At 50.6% G+C, this 21,552-nt stretch carries 18 protein-coding genes; 4 read left to right on the top strand and 14 right to left on the bottom strand.

Annotated elements, in window-relative coordinates; all coding sequences use genetic code 11:
- Window positions 1–183: 183 nt before the first annotated feature.
- From SE15_RS06215 to SE15_RS06165, 11 genes are all read right to left on the bottom strand, one after another.
- Window positions 184–1,455, bottom strand: a complete 1,272-nt coding sequence (locus SE15_RS06215) for a class I SAM-dependent methyltransferase (protein WP_083461740.1) — start codon at window positions 1,453–1,455, stop codon at window positions 184–186.
- 33 nt (window positions 1,456–1,488) lie between these two features.
- Entirely contained in the window at window positions 1,489–2,541 is a 1,053-nt protein-coding gene (locus SE15_RS06210) for an NAD-dependent epimerase/dehydratase family protein (RefSeq protein WP_083461739.1), read from the bottom strand.
- A 1-nt stretch (window position 2,542) separates the two neighbouring features.
- Window positions 2,543–3,316 (bottom strand): glucose-1-phosphate cytidylyltransferase, encoded by a 774-nt coding sequence (gene rfbF / locus SE15_RS06205; protein ID WP_054521207.1) that lies wholly within the window; start codon window positions 3,314–3,316, stop codon window positions 2,543–2,545.
- Window positions 3,317–3,556: 240 nt separating this feature from the next.
- Window positions 3,557–4,708, bottom strand: a complete 1,152-nt coding sequence (locus tag SE15_RS06200; RefSeq protein WP_054521206.1) for a GNAT family N-acetyltransferase — start codon at window positions 4,706–4,708, stop codon at window positions 3,557–3,559.
- Window positions 4,709–6,565, bottom strand: a complete 1,857-nt coding sequence (locus tag SE15_RS06195; protein ID WP_054521205.1) for an asparagine synthetase B family protein — start codon at window positions 6,563–6,565, stop codon at window positions 4,709–4,711.
- Between the two features lie 92 nt (window positions 6,566–6,657).
- The gene (locus SE15_RS06190; RefSeq protein WP_054521204.1) at window positions 6,658–8,955 is read right to left on the bottom strand and encodes an InlB B-repeat-containing protein; all 2,298 of its coding nucleotides are present in this window, start codon (window positions 8,953–8,955) and stop codon (window positions 6,658–6,660) included.
- A 64-nt stretch (window positions 8,956–9,019) separates the two neighbouring features.
- Window positions 9,020–9,997, bottom strand: coding sequence for a glycosyltransferase family 2 protein (locus SE15_RS06185; RefSeq protein WP_054521203.1), 978 nt, complete (start codon window positions 9,995–9,997; stop codon window positions 9,020–9,022).
- Complete coding sequence (locus tag SE15_RS06180; protein WP_054521202.1) at window positions 9,994–11,364, bottom strand: ABC transporter ATP-binding protein; 1,371 nt, start codon at window positions 11,362–11,364, stop codon at window positions 9,994–9,996. The genes SE15_RS06185 and SE15_RS06180 overlap by 4 nt, the downstream gene beginning before the upstream one ends.
- Window positions 11,361–12,233, bottom strand: coding sequence for an ABC transporter permease (locus SE15_RS06175; RefSeq protein ID WP_054521201.1), 873 nt, complete (start codon window positions 12,231–12,233; stop codon window positions 11,361–11,363). Before SE15_RS06175 ends, SE15_RS06180 begins: the two co-directional genes overlap by 4 nt.
- Window positions 12,234–12,614: 381 nt before the next feature.
- The gene (locus SE15_RS06170) at window positions 12,615–12,899 is read right to left on the bottom strand and encodes a hypothetical protein (protein WP_054521200.1); all 285 of its coding nucleotides are present in this window, start codon (window positions 12,897–12,899) and stop codon (window positions 12,615–12,617) included.
- Window positions 12,900–12,912: 13 nt separating this feature from the next.
- Window positions 12,913–14,013 carry a hypothetical protein gene (locus SE15_RS06165; RefSeq protein WP_054521199.1) on the bottom strand — a complete coding sequence of 367 codons (1,101 nt, stop codon included), beginning with the start codon at window positions 14,011–14,013 and terminating at the stop codon, window positions 12,913–12,915.
- A gap of 242 nt (window positions 14,014–14,255) precedes the next feature.
- Here SE15_RS06165 and mtnA point away from each other — a divergent pair, with 242 nt between their 5' ends.
- From mtnA to SE15_RS06145, 4 genes are all read left to right on the top strand, one after another.
- Window positions 14,256–15,338, top strand: coding sequence for an S-methyl-5-thioribose-1-phosphate isomerase (mtnA, locus tag SE15_RS06160; RefSeq protein WP_054521198.1), 1,083 nt, complete (start codon window positions 14,256–14,258; stop codon window positions 15,336–15,338).
- A gap of 89 nt (window positions 15,339–15,427) precedes the next feature.
- Window positions 15,428–16,087 carry an LON peptidase substrate-binding domain-containing protein gene (locus tag SE15_RS06155; RefSeq protein ID WP_054521197.1) on the top strand — a complete coding sequence of 220 codons (660 nt, stop codon included), beginning with the start codon at window positions 15,428–15,430 and terminating at the stop codon, window positions 16,085–16,087.
- A gap of 48 nt (window positions 16,088–16,135) precedes the next feature.
- The gene (locus SE15_RS06150) at window positions 16,136–17,404 is read left to right on the top strand and encodes a nickel-dependent lactate racemase family protein (RefSeq protein ID WP_054521196.1); all 1,269 of its coding nucleotides are present in this window, start codon (window positions 16,136–16,138) and stop codon (window positions 17,402–17,404) included.
- Window positions 17,401–18,174, top strand: a complete 774-nt coding sequence (locus SE15_RS06145; protein WP_054521195.1) for an alpha/beta hydrolase — start codon at window positions 17,401–17,403, stop codon at window positions 18,172–18,174. Before SE15_RS06150 ends, SE15_RS06145 begins: the two co-directional genes overlap by 4 nt.
- Here SE15_RS06145 and phnE (SE15_RS06140) read toward each other — a convergent pair.
- The 3 genes from phnE (SE15_RS06140) to phnC are packed head-to-tail and all read right to left on the bottom strand — an operon-like array spanning window position 18,171 to window position 21,492.
- Window positions 18,171–19,325 carry a phosphonate ABC transporter, permease protein PhnE gene (phnE, locus tag SE15_RS06140; protein ID WP_054521194.1) on the bottom strand — a complete coding sequence of 385 codons (1,155 nt, stop codon included), beginning with the start codon at window positions 19,323–19,325 and terminating at the stop codon, window positions 18,171–18,173. The two genes, SE15_RS06145 and phnE (SE15_RS06140), sit on opposite strands and share 4 nt — an antisense overlap.
- A 1-nt stretch (window position 19,326) precedes the next feature.
- A complete protein-coding gene (phnE, locus tag SE15_RS06135) occupies window positions 19,327–20,709 on the bottom strand; it encodes a phosphonate ABC transporter, permease protein PhnE (protein ID WP_054521193.1) in 1,383 nt (460 codons plus the stop codon).
- Between the two features lie 21 nt (window positions 20,710–20,730).
- Entirely contained in the window at window positions 20,731–21,492 is a 762-nt protein-coding gene (phnC, locus tag SE15_RS06130) for a phosphonate ABC transporter ATP-binding protein (protein ID WP_083461737.1), read from the bottom strand.
- Window positions 21,493–21,552 lie beyond the last annotated feature (60 nt).

The raw sequence follows: 21,552 nt of genomic DNA, 5'->3' as shown, positions 1-21,552 counted from the left end.
CAGCGCTTCTTCCCGACTCTCCAGACGCAGAACGCTGTGGGCAGGCACGCCTCGGACTGCGTAAAAACCACGCAAAGGGCTGCTACCACAAGCCGGACAGGGTTGATGAATTAGTTCTTGGGTACCTAAACGGGTCACCGTGGTAGCGCGCGCAGGGGAAATAGGATTCATGGGGATTACTCCTTAAACTATACGAATATCAGGAATTGGAATGATAAACTTTCCCCCTCGTTGACGGTATTCTGCCTGTTGGTTCAGAACCTCCTCTGCAAAATTCCACACCAGGAGTAGCACGTAATCAGGCAATGCCTCCACCAATTGATTGGGCGGAACTATGGGAATGCGGTTCCCCCCCATCAGCCGGCCATGCTTATAGGGATTCAGGTCAGCTATCCATTCGACCAAATCGTTCCCAATCTGGCAATAGGCGAGCAATGTCGTGGCTTTAGCAGCCGCTCCATAGCCTGCAATGCGCTTCCCTCCACCTTTCAATTCCCTCAGTAACGCTGTTAAGCGAGAACGAATGGATTCCACTCGCTCGGCAAAAGCCTGAAAATACTCATACGTAGCCGCAGTCTCGGCCTCCTCCTCGAGCAGTAATCGAACAGATGGTTGCACATTTTCGCGCTTTTCAACATAAAGACGCAATGAACCGCCGTGTATTGCCAAGCGGCGCACATCATTCAAAAAAAGCCCATGGCGCCTAAAAAGATGATCCAAGGCTGTTACCGAGAAGTAACATAAATGCTGATGATAAATGGTGTCAAACTCGTTCTTTGTAATTAAGTCCACCACATAAGGCATTTCCATTACTGCTATGCCTTCATCCTTCAATACGATTGCAATACCTTCCACAAAGCCGTTTAAATCAGCAACGTGAGCCAGAACGTTATTAGCGATCAATACATCAGCCCGTTTCCCTTCATTCGCCAATTGCTGAGCAAGTGTCAGGGTAAAGAAAGTGTTCAAAGTCGGAATACCCGCTGTCAAAGCTGCCTCTGCCGGTCCTGGTGCAGGATCAATCCCCAGCACAGGAATTCCCTTTTCCACAAAGTTACGTAGCATATATCCATCATTACTAGCAGGCTCCACGACCAGACTATCCGCACCGAGACCACGCCGTTCAATCAATTCAAGCGCATTTTCACGGGAATGCCGTAACAAAGTCGCTGATACCGATGAAAAATAGGGGTAATCTCGTGCAAACAAGACCTCCGGATCCACGGTCACGTCAATTTGCACTAAGGCACATACCGGACAAAAAACCAGATTTAAGGGTGCGAATGGTTCGGGCTCGTCCAGTGTATCTGGTTTTAGCAAACGATCGGCAAGTGGGGTCTCACCAAAATTGATAATGGGAAGTAAATGGGGTGAACCACAAGAACGGCAAGCCACCTCGGTTTTGAACAACGAGGTCCAGGCCTCGCTCTTAAGAGTGTTTGGCGAAGATAACATAATAAACTTCCTTTTTTTATTGAGTTATGAAATTCAAAACACGATTGGAGACTCAACATGAGCTGCCCAACGCAGATTTTCATCCACTTTCCCTTGGGCTAGAAGCTCTTTTAAGTGAGCGATACGCTTGAAACGGGGACCTTCAAAATCCTCCACCCGAATTCCCACTTGCTGATAGGCTGCAAGGAGTTCCTGCGCCCCGCGGCGGGCATCCCATCGAGGCTGAAACTGGGGAAGGACGCGTTGTATCTTCGAACAATCCACGCGATAATTGCGTTTATCGGGGCCTGCGTCAGGAGCATATTCAATGCGCGTTCCGGGAACCGTTTGTGCCACGATTTCCGCTAATTCTCGAATGCGGTAATTTTCTTCTGTACGTCCAACATTAAAGGCCTGGTTATGGATTTTCTCCACAGGGGCCTCTAAAACCACACAAAAAGCACGCGATATGTCTTCAATATGGACAATGGGACGCCAGGGAGTACCATCGCTCTTGAGATAAACCCGCCCGGTGGTAACAGCCCAGGCAACCAGGTTATTTAGCACCAGATCAAAACGTAAAAACGGTGAAACCCCATAGGCTGTCGCGTTACGCAAAAATACCGGACTAAAATCGTCATCGGCTAATCGGCTCACATCCTGCTCTACCATGACTTTAGACCGTCCATAAGGAGTTACAGGATTGAAAGGGGATTCTTCCGTTAAGAAATCATCTCCCCCCGCCCCGTAATTGCTGCAAGATGAGGAGAAAATAAATCGCCTGACTCCTGTTTCCTTAGCCAGGTTCGCCAATCTCACTGAGGCGCGGTAATTAATGTCATAAGTCAGTTCTGGATTTAAGTCCCCCAAAGGATCATTTGAGAGTCCTGCCAGATGCAATATTGCATCAAAGCCCACCAAATCGTTGGCTTCTACATCCCGTATATCCTTTCGAATTGACGGAACTTCGATGATTGGCTGGTCACCAAAGCGACTGCCTAGGAACAGATCACTATCTAGCCCCACCACCTCATGACCTCGCGCAAGGAGCATGGGCACCAACACTGATCCAATATATCCATGATGTCCTGTCACCAAAACGCGCATCTTAGTCCTCCCACACTTTCCAGGGTGCCTGCCCGGATTGCCAGATATTTTCCAACAAATACTTTTCGCGCAACGTATCCATGCATTGCCAAAACGAAGTGTGTTTATAAGCCATTAGTTGCCCTTCGCGAGCTAGACGCTCCATGGGTTCCCGTTCCCACACGGTCTCATCGCCATCTATGTAATCAAAAATGCCGGGTTCTAATACGAAGAAAGCGCCATTAATCCACCCTTCCATTAACTGAGGTTTTTCCATAAATTCCACCACCTGATCACCATCGAAGTGCATATATCCGTAACGAGCCGGAGGTCGCACCGCGGTCAGAGTAGCCAATCTTCCATGAGCACGATGAAATGCTAATAGATCATGTAAGTTGACGTCCGAAAGGCCATCTCCCCAGGTAAGCATAAAAGTTTCATCACCCAGGTAAGGCGCCAAGCGCTTAATGCGCCCCCCGGTCTGGGTTTTTATTCCCGTATCTACCAGTTCCACCACCCAATCCGGCTTCGGTCCATTATGGGGAATGATCTGATTCGTGCGAAAATCAACCGTCATGTTGGTGGTCGTCATGCAATAATCCGCAAAGTAACGTTTGATCATTTCACCCTTATACCCTAGGGCAATCACAAAATGATTAAACCCAAACGCCGAGTAATACCGCATAATGTGCCAAAGAATGGGGCGTCCGCCAATTTCCACCATGGGTTTGGGACGAACTTCGGTCTCTTCGGCCAGGCGTGAACCAAAACCACCTGCCAGTATGGCAACTTTCATCACAGCCTCCTTTTCTAAAAAGCAGGAAAAACGCAGAGATTAGTACTTATACACTGATGGTACGGTTTGAGTCGGACGCATGCGCTCTAACCAGTGCAAAACGACTGACAAGTTATTGGGCACACCGATAATCAATATACTAGAGTTCCATGACTATCTCTCAGGAGTAGAAATGCACAAGCCGCCTAATAAAGGGAATTTCGTCACCCATGTAGACTGAGCCTTAGACTTAAAAAACAACTAGCAGATATGGGCAGGACGCACTTTCGCTATAGGGCGATATGTAACCAGCCACTGTCGCGCCACTTTGGAACCATTGGGAGTCCAGAAAAACAAATGGTTAGTGTGCCAGGGATTTTCAATGGGTTCTAATCCCCATGAGTGCTTATGCCGAAAAACTCCATCCCCTTCGAATGGCATTGCTTCACCGCCATCAAACAGTCTCGCCCCCTCCCGATAAGCGCTTAGGATTTCCTGGTAATACATAAAACCCGCCGCCCCATTCCTTACATGGTTCCAATCTCCGTCCAAAATCCCTATAAACAGCCAGTGATAGACCTTCCTGCTCATCATGGAAAGGGTTCCGGCAATCCGCGTACCATCCGGCAGACAGACAAACCTCAAGCGCGCCTGTTTGCAAAGTTGATACATGACATCTGGGCTTCCGATATCCGCATAACCTCCATGACGTCTCTTAATGTACGGGACATGCATCCGTTCATAAAAGAAATTGAAGTCACGGGCACTATCCCCCTCTACAATCCTATAGCCAGCCTTACGAAACCGCCGAAAAGCTTCTTTCTGGGACTTCATGCGCCTCACAATCTGTTCCTCATCCTCACCGGGCTGAAAAGCAAAGATCATTTGCAAACTATCTGGCGATTCGGCATCAATTTTCCCTTTGTAAACCTTTTGCACAACTTCAGGGAGCTCAAAGATCACCAAATCGGCCCTGAGACTCCCCAACGCTTCACCCAGCCCAGCAAGTTGCCAGAATGGAACACGCCAATGCCCATCCTGAGTTGCTTCCCCATTGACAAATAAACGGCTTATCAAATACCGATACCGTAGTTTATCCCCCACATAAACCACTCGGATGCCCCCCTCCCCTATTGTTGATTTCCCTTGCATTAAGTACACATCTAATTCCAATTGACGCAAAAAGAAGTGGCTCCATCGCCATAAAGCCATCGTTGCCCCCAGGAAAAACCCACGAAACCAGGTGTTAGGCGCGTCAAAAGCCAGTCGAATCCACTGGGTAAAAATATTCTTTAGAAATCTATCCAGTCGGTGTCGCATGAGCGAGGTAAGACGATAAGGGGCTAACAGCGCCCGTTCCCATCCCTCAATCTCCAATCTATGCATCCCTGTTGTCAAAGGCTCACTAACCATCTACGCTTCCTCACCCACTTTTACCATCGCTATCTCATGATAGCCCTCGGGTTGCTCTTCAATAAAATGTTGCACCAACATCTCTATCGTTGCCATAGCCCCTAATTGGCGTGTGTAGTTGTGCTGTCCATGCATATGTTCATAAAACGCTTGGCGTACCGCCTCTGGGCGAAACCATCCCCGCTCTAAAAAACGCGAGCCGAGCAGTATCTTCTCAAGCCACTGACGATTAGGTTTTAAACGTAGTAATTGATGGACATCTGCAAAGGTCGATGACGGAAGGGCCAAGTGGGCATCTTGAATCACCTTTAGGCGCCTGAGTCCCCATCGCCAACGTCGGGTAAAGCGATCCAACCACCGATCCAAAGCACTCGGGTGGGCAAGCGGTCCACCCTCGACCCGTGCCAGTTCCGGGCTAAGGCGCATTAAGGCCAATTTTTGTAACCTTCGTTTTTTCCGTAAATCGGGGGGTAATGAAAGCATTAACTCGACTAGATCACGATCCAAATAAGGTTCCGTGTATTCGAAACGAGGACGAATCACATTAAGTCCGTGCAGAATGTAATCAACCTCATAGAAGAAAAGGCGATGGGTATCCAGTCTCAAGGCCAAGGTAGAACCTGGAGTGTGAGCAATTTCCTCCTCAATGCGTTGCCGGGGTAAATCCAGAAAACGCTTCACAAAACCTGGGGTAAACCAATATTTCCATTCGCTGAGCTTGAACAAATCATTGATATACGCAAAATAAGCGTCAAAAGGATCAGAAATTGCCCTAATTTCCGGTGGGTAGCTCGATTCAGCCGTGTTTAGGAAAAGATCGGCGCCATTTCCCAAAACCAGCACCTTATAGACCGAAGAAAGGCGATTAAGCACCCAGCCGTGGGAATCAATAATATTTAGAAAACCTTCCGTACGCTCAAGGCAGGGTCTGGCAAAGTGTGACAGATAATCATTTTCCAGGTAAAGGACCTGATGGGGATATCGAGTCATCTCCGCCATCTTCCTGGCGCGCTCGACATCACGACTCCCTTTGCCTCCATAGGTGACTAAAGGCAATGGATGACGCAGATCTGCGTAAAGCAAGGCTAGTAGAAAACGAGAGTCCAATCCGCCACTCAGGGGCAAAACAAAACCATCTGGGGATCCCAATCGTCGTTGGAGGCTTTGTCGTAACCCCTCAATAAACGTCTCAACCCACCGGGATTCTGACCAGCCCTTCCCGTTTTCGACATAACAGGGTTGGGCATATTGACAAACCGTTATTTGCCCCTTCTCCCAAACCAACATCGCCCCCGGCGGCAGTCGCTTTACCCCCTCAAAGAGCGTACGATCCCCATCCACCACCTCAAAAGCCAACCACTCGGCCAGAGCTTCTTCGTTTATCTGAGGTCTGAGCCAATTCAAAGCCAGTAATGCCTTGATCTCACTGGCAAAAGCCAATCGGCCCGGCTGATGGATGTAGAAAAGTGGCCGTAAACCGAGATAATCCGTTAGAAGGGTCAAACGGCCAGGCCTGCGCTCCCAGATCCCTGCACACACCCCTCCATTTAGATGCCCTAATGCCTCACAGCCCCCGCGGCGATAGGTATCAAGCACAAAGCGATTGACCTGCCCCGCCTCTCGGCACTCTACAATCTCACCATCCAATAAAATAAAGATCTCGCCCTCCCCGGTTATAGGCTGACCCGGAGGAAGCACATACTCTAATACCTCGCGCCCCCACCCCAGGATGCCCGTGTCGTCAAGCCACACTTCTGAAATACCCTGGATCTCGGGTTTTAATAATTGGGCCATTTTGTGCAGGTCAAAGGCTTGGACGGGCGCTTCTTCGTTCAATATACCGAACAATCCGGGCATGGGGCCTCTCTTTTCCGTGCGTTTACTACTACAAGATCGAAGGGCTTGAGGGTGAGGGATCTTTCCCATCCCTCACCCTCAAGCAGTACCGTTTAGCGCAGGACGAGTGGGATGAAAATTCGATTGACTGAGAAGGTGGCCGTCACGGTGGTGTTTCCAGTTATTGTGATTGCAACTGGATTTGCGGTCCCGCTCGCGCCTCCACTCCAACCCGCAAAGCCCCACCCCGCCTGGGGCACAGCCGTCAATGTCACTATCTCTCCATAGGTGTAAGTGGTTTTATCAGGGCTCTTGGTAACCACACCGTTCCCTACTGTGTTGACAGTAAGGGTGTAAGGGATAGGATTGAAATTAGCCGTCACGGCCTTGGGACCATTCATGGTCACCGTGCCAGAAGAAGATGTCCCAACCAGGTCACCGCTCCAGTTTGCAAAGGTGTAACCCGTGTTGGCACTTGCCAGCAGACCAACTGTATCCCCGCAAGCATATTCCGTCTTATCGGGCGCCTTGATGACTGTACCCCCACCTTGCGGATTGATGCTGACCTCGAGGGTGTTCCGTGCAGCATCCTCGGCTGTGATTGGACTGGCCAGGTTCTGGAAGTAATCCACCTTGGCTGTAAAAGCCGGAGAGTTACTACCATACGCATTTCCCGCATATAACCCAACCCGAGCGGTTTGAACCAGGAAAGGCACATTTACCACTGTGCGCCAATCAGTATCCGTAGGGCCTTTGATAGAAATAAGCCAGCGACTCCCGTATCGCTCCATACGCAAGTACAAAGGAGCAGGATTTCCTTCGATCACGGGTGCATCAAACCACACCAGTTTTCCCTCCTGGCTACCCGACCGAACATTCAGCGGCCCCTCATAGGTTGCCACATATAGACGGGTGCCGTTGCCCTGACTGTAGAAATCTGCCCGGATCCAGCGCATGGCGGGGGTGGCGCTTTCCTCAACCATCATACCCTGGAGAGGCCGTTGAAGTGTGCTCGTGGATTGTACCGAACTATCAAATTTCGCTTCAAAGATGAAATCGGTGTCATTAATTGGCTGAACCACTCGAACGGCTCGATTCCCTCCCAGTGCATCACGGGCATTCATATCGTGCTCAACTCCGCCGGGTAGGACAAAGGAAAGATGAGCATTAGCGGTGAAGGGCTCTTCAATTCCCTGGCTGCCATCTCCAACCGGGTTGACAACTGTCCATCGGGTGGTATCAAGAGCACACATATTGAAATCATCCGATTGAGCGGTGGATTCAGGCAGATCAAGGTTCAATGGCGTCACCGAGACATTCCCAAAAGTAGCGTCCACATGATGGGCCAACAGGACAACCGAACCCGAAATAGGATCGCCTGCTTGACCTATACCTTCTAATGTCCAATTAGAAGGTTCGGATTGATCGCTCTTCCAGACTTTGAGCGAATACTTCGGACGACCATCGCTCAGCGTCTCGACTCGCATTTTGAACGTAAAAGTATCCCCTTGATTAACGGCCCAATCTGACGAATTTGGGAGCAAGGGATTGTTGATTAGCAATTGCAAGTCCACGTCTGAAAGATCGCTGGAATCTTGCCAGCGTAACCAGCCAATGGCCCCGTACGGCAGATAACCACATTTGGGCTGATCACAATGTTCCCCAACGTCTGTATAAGGCTCGTCAGTATGCCCGGTCCAGCGCAGTAACAACCCCACTCCCGGCCCATAACTGGGCGCGTTAAAGCCATTGGTACCGTCAACCTCGTGGATGGTGATGTTGACTTGCACCTCATAGTCTCGCCACCCCATATCCCCGATAGCGATCATCCGATCATAGCCCATTGCTAATGAACGAACTGCATTTGAGCTGAACGTCCACAAACCCGTCAGCACCTGGGCTTGCTTTTGCCACACTAAAGGATCAGGATTCCAGGCAATATTGGCAGGCAGAGGCCACTTCTTGTTGTGGGTATAAAAAATGGTGACGATTTGGGTCGTAGAATATCCAAGATGATCTTTGGCATATAAATCAAGCCGATTTGCCCCTTCTTTAAGTTCTCCATCAAACAGTTCAACTGCAAAATCCCCAGTCCCATAGAGCAAGCGTGGGCCATTTGGGGACGCAGGATAGGGCCCAATTTTTAGATTAATAAATGGGCCGCCATTTAGCGAATACTGTAAGAGCTTCACCCCATCCGAGTCGGTTACATTGCCCAAAATGTAAATTTGACGCCCCGGCACCCCAGGATCTCCGAAATACTGGGTAGTGCCATACCACACGTTGATGGAAGGCCCGCTGGTATCTGCAAAAACAATGTTCTGAGGTGAAAAAAGCATTCCCCCCATCACCAGACTCAGCAGAATCAGTGCATAGCCTGCCCTAACCAACCACTGCTTACTTGTTTTCATGTTTTCCTCCTGATGAGTTAAGTCCCGAGTTTTCAAAAGATCACAAATCAGTGTGGCAAACCTTTTACAACTCCAGAGATTTATGCGCCGAATTTCGCGCCCAATGCCAGAGAGAACGTAAACCCGCGTACACCGGGGAAGGAAGCCGTTGTGCCTGATACCACATCCAGATTTGAGCCTCTGCGCCCAGCAGCCTGCGCCGCCATAAGCCCCAGCGCATCACTTCTAACATGCCGATTAACCGCGTCCTCAACGAAAGCGGCAAACGCACCAGCGAACGCATAAACTCCCATCCCAGTCGCCATTGAACATACGAGCGAGCTCCCTTTAGTGACGGGTCAAACCAGGCCGTTCGCTCGGCCGGCTTAAGCGCCCGCACGCTCGATCCCGGGTGATCACGCCGATAAAATAGCCCTTTTGGAATCTCCACCATCTTCCCAAGCAAGGCCAGTTCCCCCAACAGCGTGATGTCTGAAGAGGTAAAACAATCAATCAGACGCGTTTGCCGCAGTCCAACCATCCGAATAAGTCCAAACACCGCATTGCATTTGTCTTTACGACGGAAACGGGCCAGAAAATGGGCAAACCGCCTGCCCGGATCCTCCTCCGTCAAGTGAAGTTCATCCTGGTAGATCTCAATGGTCTGCCCAGAAGCATCCACCATAACAGTATGAGGATAGACCAGGATCACCGTCTCATCCGCTTGAAGTGGACTCAGGCAAGTCTCTAAAAAGGTGGGAGCTATCCAATCATCAGCCGCTGCCCATTTGAAGAACTTACCCCGCGCCAGGGCTACCGTCTGGTTGTAGTTGAACGCCGCCCCACGATTCTCCGGATTGCGCACGTATCGCACACGCCGATCCCGTTTGGTGTACATCTGGGCAATTTCTTCGGTAGCATCGGTAGAGGCGTTGTCGCTAATAATGAGTTCAAAATCCTCCCAGGTTTGGGCCAGAATAGCGTCCACAGCCTGTTCCAAAAAAGCCCCACCGTTGTAAACGGGTAACCCAATTGAAATCAACGGTGACGATGCAGCGGTCATGGCAGATTCTCCACCCGCAACCCCGGGCGGCCATTCCAGGGATTGGGATCCAGTAAATGGGTTTCCCACTTGAGAAACGGACGCACAACCCCCGGAAAATGCCCCACAAATCCCATTCGACTGCTCGGTCCGAGGCCGGGGCGCTCGGTGACCTGAAAAGCCACCGTCTCCGGCTCATAGAGATGCAATATCTCAGGGTCTTCCGTGCGAATGGACGGCCCAACCATCATGGTCCCCTCAGCCAGAAAATTCCCGGGGATCCAGGCCAGACTGCGATAGCGCCCTGGTTGGCGGGGTTTTGCATCCCATTCCATGTCGGTATCTAGCGAGGCGAACAACCACTGCCCTTCATCGTTGTGCAGGCTGAAGCCAGCATGTAAGGCGTACCCACCTTTCAGGACCACATATTCCATTTCGATTCCAACCGGCTCCCGGATATCAAACGTATCGGTAATCTCACCTTGCGCATTGCGGATCCGGATGGCTTGTAACCGCACCACCTCATCCCCGGGGGCGCTCATTAAGTCTGGCCACTCACGAATGGGGGTGGTTCCCAACGACTCGCTAAGGTACTCGCTAACGATCTGATAGGCGGGTCCCTCACGATAAATTTGTCCGTCCTGTAACCAGATAGCCCGTTCACACAAACGAACAATGGCCGGCATGTGATGAGACACAAACAAAATGGTGCGCCCTGCCCGCCCCACTTCTTCCATCTTATCCAGGCACTTTTTCTGAAAAGCCGCATCGCCAACAGCCAGCACCTCATCCACCAGTAAGATTTCCGGTTCCAAATGCGCCGCCACTGCAAACGCCAGGCGCATGGCCATCCCGCTAGAATAATATTTGACCGGCGTGTCGATAAAGCGCTCTACCTCTGCAAAGGTAACGATTTCATCAAACTTGCGGGCGATTTCACCTTTTTTCATCCCCAGGATCGCACCATTGAGGTACACATTTTCCCGGCCAGTCAATTCCTTGTGAAAGCCTGTTCCCACCTCCAACAACGAGCCCACTCGGCCCCATAAATCCACACTCCCTTCGGTGGGAATGGTGATGCGGGTCAGAATTTTGAGCAAAGTACTCTTACCAGCACCGTTTCTCCCTACAATGCCAATTACTTCCCCCTGGCGTACTTCAAACGAAACACCGCGTAATGCCCAGATACGGAACTCGTTCTCATCATATCGTGGCGCTAAATCCTCCTTTGCCCTGATACCCATCCAACGCAGCGGTTGGGTAACCAGAGTCGAAATCTGGTCACGCAGGGTGTGATACGCAGGCTGTGCTCCCTGCCCGATTTGATAGCGTTTACCCAGGTTTTCAACCCGGATGGAAATCTCGCGATGGGGTTTAGAAGGGTTCATATCAAATCCGCAAAGGTATCTTCAGTGCGCCGGAAGTAATACATGCCGCTAATCAGCAATAGGATTGAGACAATCGCCGAAACCAGGATCATTAATTCTGGCGGACGGTCACCCAATAGGGCCCAGCGGAAGCCCTCTACCACACCAACCATGGGATTCAGCCCATAAAGCGTGCGCCAGGGCTGTTCTAGTAAACTGCTCGGATAAACTACCGGGGTCGCAAACAGCCAGAATTGGGTCAAAAAAGGGATTAGATAACGTACATCACGGTACTTCACATTGAGTGCCGCAAACCACAGCCCCACCCCAAGCGCCGTGACTAACGCCAGCAGTAAGAATAACGGCAAGAGAATGGTATAAACCGTCGGCGCGTACCCATAGAAAACCATCATCCCGATCAATACCAGAAAGGCAAAAGCAAAGTCCACCAACCCTGAAAGAACGCTTGAGACCGGCACAATCAGCCGCGGAAAGTACACTTTGGTAATCAGGCCCCCGCTTCCCACCAGGCTGTTGGCAGCCAGCGAAAGCGCTCCGGAAAAATACGTCCAGGGAAGCAGGGCGGTGTAACTAAAAATGGGATAGGGATACCCATTAGATGCCATCTGAGCCATCCGCCCAAAAAAAATGGAGAAGACCACCATCGTGAAGAAAGGCTGAATAATGGCCCAGGCTGCTCCAAGCAGGGTTTGTTTATAGCGCACTTTGATATCTCGCCAGACCAGGAAGTAAAGCAGTTCCCGATAGCGCCAGAATTCCTTCAAATTTAGTGGGATTGGCCCATGATAAGGTTCAATATGAACATGCTCTTCCACCCTGTTTTCTGGCAAGGGGAGAGATTCCGGTAAACGTACGGTAGCCGTCTTCATCAAATTTAGCAAATCTCCTGAGAGGGGAAATAGAGCGTCTCAATGGTCCTGGCATGCTCCGCCCTTTCGACATAAGATTTCTTGTCGCAAAGGAGAGACACCGCCTTTTGATTTAGAAAAATCCCCCTTGTATTTTGTAGAATTAAATTACCTATCAGGTCTTTTTCGTCGTTTATGCATCCCACAAATTTATGTGAGCCTACGGCTTCGAGACATCTGTATATTCCGAAAGCGCATCTTTATCGTAAAGGATTTGACCGCTCTGGTTACTTAGAATCCAAATAGAAATTCTTTGAATTTTCTAAGAAACCCCTTTAAGAGCATAAAGCGCCGAGAACCGCTCGGCGCTTCTCCAGATTGCCCGAAAACGGGCCTTTCGACTTAGCGACCCACTAGAGGCAGAAAGAGCACATAGCCTCGACAAGAGGTTTGAATGGGAATGCCACTCTCAAAGCGGTAACGCTCTCCCTGCATAGGGACGGGATCAAACGGCTCGCCCGTAGTGAAAGTCAGAGCCCACTTTTCCGAGGCTGGGGTACCACTTCCGCTTACCCACTGTCCCTGTAGAGCGAGGGCCGAGTTTCCGGATTGAACCCCCTGAAAGGTCAATATCAGCACCAGAAGGGCAAGGATCACGCTGGTCTTAAACCATCGCCGTGGGAACATTCTCACCTTCCTTCTATCGCCCTGTGACGATGAAATTGAAACCGTAAAAACCCGAGGTAATGGTTCCTTCCTCTATGATAAAAACATCGAATTCGGGTTTCCCGTCCGTTTTGAGATCAACCTTACTCACTACGAGTGTCAGTCCAGATATGGGCATTCCAGAGGCCTCATCAACAACAGGGGTGGCTGTCACCATCAAAAACGAAGAGGCATCTGCTGCCACATTTAAGACCACATGGAAGGAGTTATCGCTGTTGATCGAAACCGAATCAACCCCCAATCCGCTTATTAATTCGCCATTACCATTAACCTGCCCCCACGCCACGATACCGTTATCCCGATAGCGCTCACCAATTTCGATGGCTTTTTCTGAACCCGCATTTTGGGTGAATTTAATCGTTGCCTGCCCTTCTCCGGCACTACTTAATGACAAGGCCTCCACGCCATTGACCATTAATCCCCAAGACTGATTATCAGTACTCCCGAGCATCGTGCTTTCCGAACCCAGGGCGTTACCGCCAAGGCGCCAGTACTGCGCATCCAAATAGGCACCATCTAGAGCAAAAGTTGAATCGTCAAGCACCAGGCCGCTCCCCGCACTGTACGTCGTATCGTTATCCCCATCCTCAAGCCCCGCAGGTTTACCACTGATACCGCTCCAGGGCACGGCTTCAGCCTGGGCCGCCACAAGCGCCCGATCTGCCCGCCAGGCAAAAGGAACCCGGGTTAGCGCTTGCCGTGGGGAAAGTGGCGTAAATTCTTCCTCACTCCCACCGGGTCGGACCGCAATTTCCAGATACCCTGGTTCAGCCTCCAGAACCTCCGGCATAAAAGGAAGCAAGACGCTAAATCTTCCCTGACTGACCGAGACGTTTTGATACACCACCTCTCCTAGCGGGTTTCCTCCTTCTTCCGCGTTATAAAGTCGAAACCGCAAGTCATAATTTCCTTCCGCTGGTGTTCCATTTTCCTGCAACTGCCCTTGATATGTGAACGCCACAGGCGACTCCGTTTGTGCATGCACATCCGCCCTGGCACGTACAAAGATGCCTCCCAAGAAAGCAAGCACCACCCAAACGGGCACCAACCCCAACCAGAACCGCTTGTTGCACATAAAATCCTCCTTGTTGAAAATTTATAGGTTTCTGAACAACAGAAAGCGGCCTTTTTCGTTCCCCCTTGAGGTGCCCGCTGTTGTAACAGACAAGTTATGAGAGACCTAACAATTGCAATACAACTATAACCTACATGGTCTCTGATAAGTTGTCAAGCGAAACAAAGAAGAAATTTTCCAGGCTCCCTCTTGCAGAATCGACTATAATTCCTCTCACAAATTTCCAGTGTTGAGGTTACGTCATGGCTCCTTATCGAACCCTGGAATGGCGCAATGATGCGCTGGTGCTTCTCGATCAGCGCCTGCTTCCCCACGAAGTTCGCTATATCACCCTGACCCGAGTGGAAGAAGTGGCCGAGGCCATTCGCAATATGACCGTGCGCGGTGCGCCGGCGATTGGCGCGACCGCTGCATATGGTATGGCGCTGGCTGCCTTGCAAAGTCCGGCTAAAACCGTAGAAGATCTTCTCCGGCACCTTGAACAAGCCGCCACCCTTTTGAAAGCCTCCCGACCCACAGCAGTCAATCTGGCCTGGGCGGTAGATCGCATCATGAGCCTTGTCAACGCACTATCAACCAACGACCCGACCCAGATCTTTCACACCATCCTAAACGAGGCACATACCATCGCCGAGGAAGACGTTCAAACCAACCGCCAGATCGGATTGAATGCGTTGCCATTACTTCCCCCCAAAGTCACTTTTATTCACCACTGCAACACGGGTGCCCTCGCCACGGTAGATTACGGCACCGCGCTAGGAATCATCCGCACAGCCCATGAACATGGGCATGAGGTCTTTGTTTACGTGGATGAAACCCGTCCTCGGTTACAGGGTGCACGCCTCACTGCCTGGGAACTTCAGCAATTGGGGATACCCTTCCAGATTATTGTGGATGGGGCTTCGGGATTTGTGATGCGCACTCGAAAAGTAGATGCAGTGGTGGTGGGATGCGACCGGGTGGCTCTCAATGGAGATACCGCTAATAAAATTGGAACCTATAATCTGGCATTGGCCGCCCATGCGCATGGTGTTCCATTTTACGTCGCCGCTCCAACTTCCACGATTGATCTTTCTCTCCCCAATGGCGCTGCAATCCCGATAGAGGAACGCTCCGAAGAAGAGATTGTCGCTTTCGATGGCCATCCAATTGCTCCGGTTGGAGCCCCCGCTTTCAACCCTGCCTTTGATGTAACACCCGCGCAATATATCACCGCTATTATTACCGAAGCCGGGATAGCCTACCCGCCTTACGAACAGAGCCTTCCGTACCAGGTTGAAACGGCCAAGAAATGGCGCGAAAAATTCAGGTCCCTTAACCGCTGAAAGGCTAAAAGAAAAAAATCGGTTCTAACAGGGTTATGCTTATAAATTAAGCCCCACAAATGGATGTGGGGCTTAAAATTATCTAATCAATGCGCGAATTATCCATTTTCCCATTACATACCGTGCTATTTCCCGGGACCCCTCTGCCCTTGCACATCTTTGAGCCTCGCTATCGTCTAATGATTCAGGAGACATTACGTCACGACTCATCTTTCGGAGTCGCGTTAATCAAACGAGGAGTTGAGGCGTTAGGGCCTTTGCCTGAACCCTATCTCGTCGGTTGCGTAGCAAACATTGGTCAGATCGAATACCTTCCCGATGGCCGCATGAACATCCTGGCTGTTGGAGAAGAACGGTTTCGCATCTTGACCTTAGACCGCAGCGGTCCCTTCTTAAAAGCGAAGGTAGAGATCATCCCAATGGAAGTACCCCAAACCCTGAGTGTTGCTCGAGAGGCAAAACATCTGCGGCCATGGATCACGGCTTACTTGAGAGTGCTTAAGGAGATTACCAACGAGTCATTGCCCCTAGAAAAATTGACTTTGCCCCATGACTCGCTACCCCTGCTTTATTTTGCGGCTTCCCTACTCCAGATCCCTTTGATCGAAAAACAAGACTTGCTCGAAGCCGAAACTAGCGCCCATCTATTGAGTAAATTGAAACGCCTCTATCGGCGTGAGATCGCTCTTTTGTGGCACCTCCATATGTTCAATGAAGCAAAGCAAGCCCACGCCTCTCGCCTAAATTAAAAACAATGATAAAATTTTTACTGTTACCTTTCCTCAATCACAGCCCGTATGTCCACCCAGTGGAAACTCCCGTTTGGAAAATCCTCTCTGACTCTGAGGCTACCGCCTCATCTCCATGTAGACCTGATCCTCCCACGTCAACAGGCACCTCATCCTGATCCTATCCAGGCCGTTTACCGGGCAATTGCCAATCCCATTGGACATCCGCCCCTTAAGGAAATCCCTCGGCCCGATTCGGTAGCCATTGCCATCAACGATCCCACTCGTCCGCTTCCACTTCACATCTTATTACCCCCTCTGCTAGAAGTGCTGGAGCAAATCGGCATCAGGCCAGAAAATATTGTGGTGATTATCGCCACTGGTACACACAAACCCGTTGACCCCGCCTCCCTTCAAGAATTCATTCCAAGGGAGATCCTCCAACGTTATCGCATCCTGAATCACAATGCTACGGATGCTGAGAACTTATACTTCCTGGGATATACCTCACGCGGGACTCCTGTTTACGTCAACCGCATTTTTTATTCCGCTGCCTTTCGAGTTACCCTTGGAAATATTGAACCCCATCACTTCATGGGGTATTCGGGAGGGGCAAAAACAGCCGCAATTGGTCTGGCCGGGTTAGAAACCATTACCCGTAACCACCAAATGCTTACCGATCCCAATGCCCAGGCGGGGATCTTTGCTAATAATCCCATGCGCCAGGATGTAGAGGAGATCGGTCGCATGATGGGGCTTCACTTTGCTCTAAATACCATCCTCGATGAAGCGCATCAGATTGTTCATGTCCTGGCAGGGGATCCTTATCAGGTCATGCTAGCCGGGATTCCCCTTGTACAAGATGTTTACATGGTTAATGCCCGCACTGATTATGATCTGGTAATTGCCTCGGCGGGTGGACATCCCAAAGACATCAATCTCTACCAAGCCCAAAAGGCTCTGACCCATGCAACGATGTTTGCCCGCCCAGGTGGTGTTGTTATCCTGAGTGCAGCCTGCCCCGAGGGCAGTGGCCACCCTGGACTGGAAACCTTTTTGGAGGATGTAACCAATTATCAGCAGGCGTTGGAAAAATTTGAGCGAACAGGTTTTCGCCTTGGTCCTCACAAAGCCTTTCAAATTGCCCGCCAGGTGGCACGTAATCCCATCCTCCTGGTTTCAGAGATGTCACGCTCCCTGGTCGAGAAATGCCTGCTTACTTACGCGCCTGATTTAGAGACTGCCCTGGAAATCGCCTATAATAGAGTAGGTACAAATCCTAAAATAGCCCTCCTACCTTATGCCACACACATCCTGCCCCTGAACCGATCAACATGAAATTATCCCCCACAACTCACTGGGTCATTAATCCCCACTTGAATGGCAAGTCCTTTTTTTGGCCTGGAAATGGGGAAATCGGGGTTTTGTTAATTCATGGGTTCACCGCAACCACCGTAGAAGTACAGCCCCTCGCCCGTTTCCTCCATCAACAAGGAATTACCGTGGCTGCTCCACTTCTCCCGGGACATGGGACTAATCCTTTCGAAACCAACCGCACTCACTGGAAGGATTGGTTAAGTAGCGCTGCTTCGACTCTTCAATCCCTGCGTCACGCATGTCACCATGTCTTCATTGGTGGCGAATCCATGGGAGGGCTATTAGCGCTGCTGCTGGCTCGTCAATACCCCGAGTCGCGAGGACTTCTGCTATATGCCCCCGCTTACCATGTACCAGGCCTATGGCGCACCCGATGGCTTTCGTTGGTTATCCAGATTTTTCCTAAGACCTATACCAAGGATCAAGAGGAAGAACCCTACCCCTGGCAGGGTTATGGGGTTGTTCCTCTGCGCGCTGCTGCCCAACTCTTGAAACTGCAACAACTGGCACGCCAGGAAGCCCCTCGCGTCACACAGCCGACGCTTATTTTCCAAGGGCGCCTGGATCGAACGATTGACCCAGCAGGAGCCGAAAGCCTTTACCGGTCATTAGGTTCTTCTCAAAAGCGTCTGATATGGTTGGAAAATTCTCGCCATTGTGTCATGATTGATCGCGATTTCGACCAGGTCGCTCGGCAAACTCTAGAGTTTATCCACCAAAATGTGAACTAAATAAGTTTCTTGCGAATTTGCGCACTCAAGAAATCTAACGCCCACACCACGAGGATGATTGCCAGTAAAGCCGTGCCGGCTTTGCTATACTCAAATGCATTTATCCGCTTGGAGAGATAATCCCCAATACCGCCACCGCCCACAAAACCAATGATGGTCGAGATACGCACATTAATATCCCAATGATATATGGTAAATGAGAGAAAATCCGGCAAAATCTGGGGCACTACACCATACAAAATGACCTGAACACGGTTCGCTCCTGTGGCAGTGATAGCCTCAATGGGTCCTGGGTCTATGCTCTCTATAGATTCCGAAAACATCTTGCCCAGCGAGGCCGTCGTAACAATCACCAAAGCCAGAATGCCAGCAAAAGGACTGCCAAACCCCACAATCAACGCAAAAATGGTTGCCATAACCAGGGGCTCATAGGACCGGATCAGATTTAACAATGTGCGCACCAGATAGTACACCAAAGCCCCCACGCGGCCCCGTCGCGTGATATTGGATGCAGCCAGGAAACTAAGTGGAATGGCCAGAAGTGTCCCCAGCGTAGTGGCCAGTAATGCCATAAAAATTGTTACAAACATGGCATCGGTCACATCCCTCAGGGTCTGCGACGGAGTTATCCGTCCACCTGGTAGGGTCACTTCTGCCTCGATGCGCGCCGATTGACCTCCTTTTGTAGCAACAATAGGACGTACCTGCACCCGTACCTCAAAATTTCCCTCTGCGTCAGTTACTAAACGCTGAATGCCCAAAGTGTTTCCGTCAGGTAAGCGCCAACGCAGGGTCACCTGTACCCCCTTACCTAATTCCTCACCGCGTACGACAACGGTCTCGCGCTCCGCTGCACACTTAGGCTCTACCTCTAATCTCGGACCAGACGCCCGGCCCTCATCTTCAGGAGCACTCCCACAAGGAACTGGCAAGGCTACTCCCACCGTAACCACTTCCGATTCGCGGGTAAACAGATCGGGCGCTAAAAGTTCGCGCAAGACCTGACGTGCTTTTGGCGCCGCAGTAATTAACTTAACAAAATCCGGCTGTGTCACCTGTATGCTAGCATAGAGAGCCAGCCCAATCACAATGGCCTCAACTACCTGGGTGAATATTCGGCGCAATCGTATCAAATGCTCCGTGTTTTTCATCTCACACTAATCGCTCGCGTAGTTTGGCGCTGAAGAAATCCAAAATCATCACCACGGCTGCAATTGCGATAAACGAAGCACTTACAGCCCTGAAATCTCCAATCAGAATCCACTGATAGAGGAAAAAGCCAATCCCACCACCGCCAACAAACCCAATGATCGTGGAGGATCGCACGTTAATATCCCAGCGATAAATGGTCAGCGCAGTAAACGGGGGAATAATCTGAGGAATAACAGCGTATCGAATGACTTGTAGATTATTAGCACCAGTGGCCCGGATGGCCTCTATCGGCCCGGGGTCAATAGCCTCAATGACCTCGGAATAGAGCTTGCCCAAGGCCGCTGTCGTATGAATGGCTAGCGCCAGCATCCCCGGGAAGGGGCCCAACCCCACAATGATCACAAATATGATGGCTAAAATGAGGGATTCTATAGAGCGCACAATATTCAATATTGTGCGGACGATCACATATATCCCCATCAGAATTGGATGACCGCTCATCAAGTTTCGCGCTGCCAGGAATCCCAAGGGGATAGCCAGAATAGCCCCTAGTAAGGTAGAAAGGAGTGCCAGCGCCAGGGTCTCATAAATCCCCCTGACCACATACTGCCCATTGGTAGAGAGAGTCATGCCTCCGATTGGACGGGTTTGGGTAAGGTAAACGCGATGGGGCAAGGGCAGAGTAGGATCAGGCGCCGCTGCCAGGGCACTCCCGGGCACTTGAATCACAGCGCTCAGATGCCCCTCATCATCAGTTTCTACCACCAACATCTGATTATTTCCTGGCCCCAAAAGTTTCACATCTCCAATTGGGGTCATCCAAGTAATCTCTGTTGGTTCGTTTGGCCACAATCCATCAGCAGTTACAATCAGGGTTTCATTCAGGTTTCCACAGTCCGGCTGCACCCGAATATGAATATCCCCCACGGTTTTCTCGGCCTTGGGCGGTGTTGCAGAACATGGGACCTGTATCTCTACCCAGCCCTCATGTTTCTCCTTGCGCGCGGTAAAAAAATCCGGCTGCAGCATAGGACGAAGAATAGATTGTGCTCGTTCAGTATTCGTAAATAACGCCATCGGATTAACTTGAGTTACCTGCCAGCCAATCCCGTAAGCCATTCCTAGCCACAGCAAAACCGCAATAGCCACCGGCGCACCCCGAGGCATGTTTAGAGCATCCCAAACATTCCACAACCACAGGAGGATAATCGCAATGTACCAACCGCTCTTCCCATACCATACCACGGTGGCCATCGCCGTAGCGATCGCCAGGAAAATGCTAAAACCGCGCTTCCAATCTCTTTGCAGGGCTTGCCCAAGCCCCGGCAATATCAATGAGAGCAAAGCAAAAATCTTTGCAGGCTGTCGTTCGGCTTTGTTCATAAATTCCTTTACAGGCAAAAATTACAAACTCGCAGCCCGGACTTCCTGGGCCTCTTCCCCATAAATTTCCTTGAAACGGGTACGATCAATCTCATCGGGCAATCCTTCAAACACCTTAACCCCATCTTTTAGTCCAATCACCCGCGTTGCGTAACGATGCACAAGGTCCAAAAAATGAAGACTGCAAATGACCGTCACCCCCTCCTTATTCAATTGTTCAAGGTATTGTAAGATGCTATGTGCGAGAACAGGATCCAGACTGGCTACTGGCTCATCCGCCAGTAACAAGCGTGGGTCCTGCATCAGGGCACGAGCAATCCCAACCCGTTGTTGCTGGCCACCCGAAAGAGTATCTGCACGCTGATAAGCCTTATCCGCAATACCCACGCGTTCCAGGGCTCGTAGTGCTTTCTGTCGGTCTTCCACCGGCCACACGCCTAGCAACGATAACCATGGATTCGCATATCCCAAGCGCCCGCTCAGAACATTTGTAAGCACACTGGAGCGCTTAACCAAATTGAATTGTTGAAAGATCATCCCGATTTGCCGTCGGATTCGACGGATTTCACTCGGTGAGGCACTGGTGATGTCAATGTCGTTCCAATAAATTTTGCCAGAGGTAGGTTCGATCAGGCGATTTATACAACGAAGAAGCGTGGATTTTCCTGATCCCGAGAGACCGATAACTACCAAAAATTCCCCATCTGGCACTTCAAAACTCACATCACGTAACGCCACGGTTCCGTTGGGATAAATCTTAGTAAGGTGTTCAACGCGCAACACAGGCACTCCTCTGCTCGGTTAATGACCACGGCGACAATTAGGGGGCAGGAGAACTCATTT

This window comes from Thermanaerothrix daxensis (assembly GCF_001306145.1).
In the GTDB taxonomy this organism is placed as follows: Bacteria; Chloroflexota; Anaerolineae; order Anaerolineales; family Anaerolineaceae; genus Thermanaerothrix; species Thermanaerothrix daxensis.
This window is presented reverse-complemented; position numbering and strand designations above follow the sequence as displayed.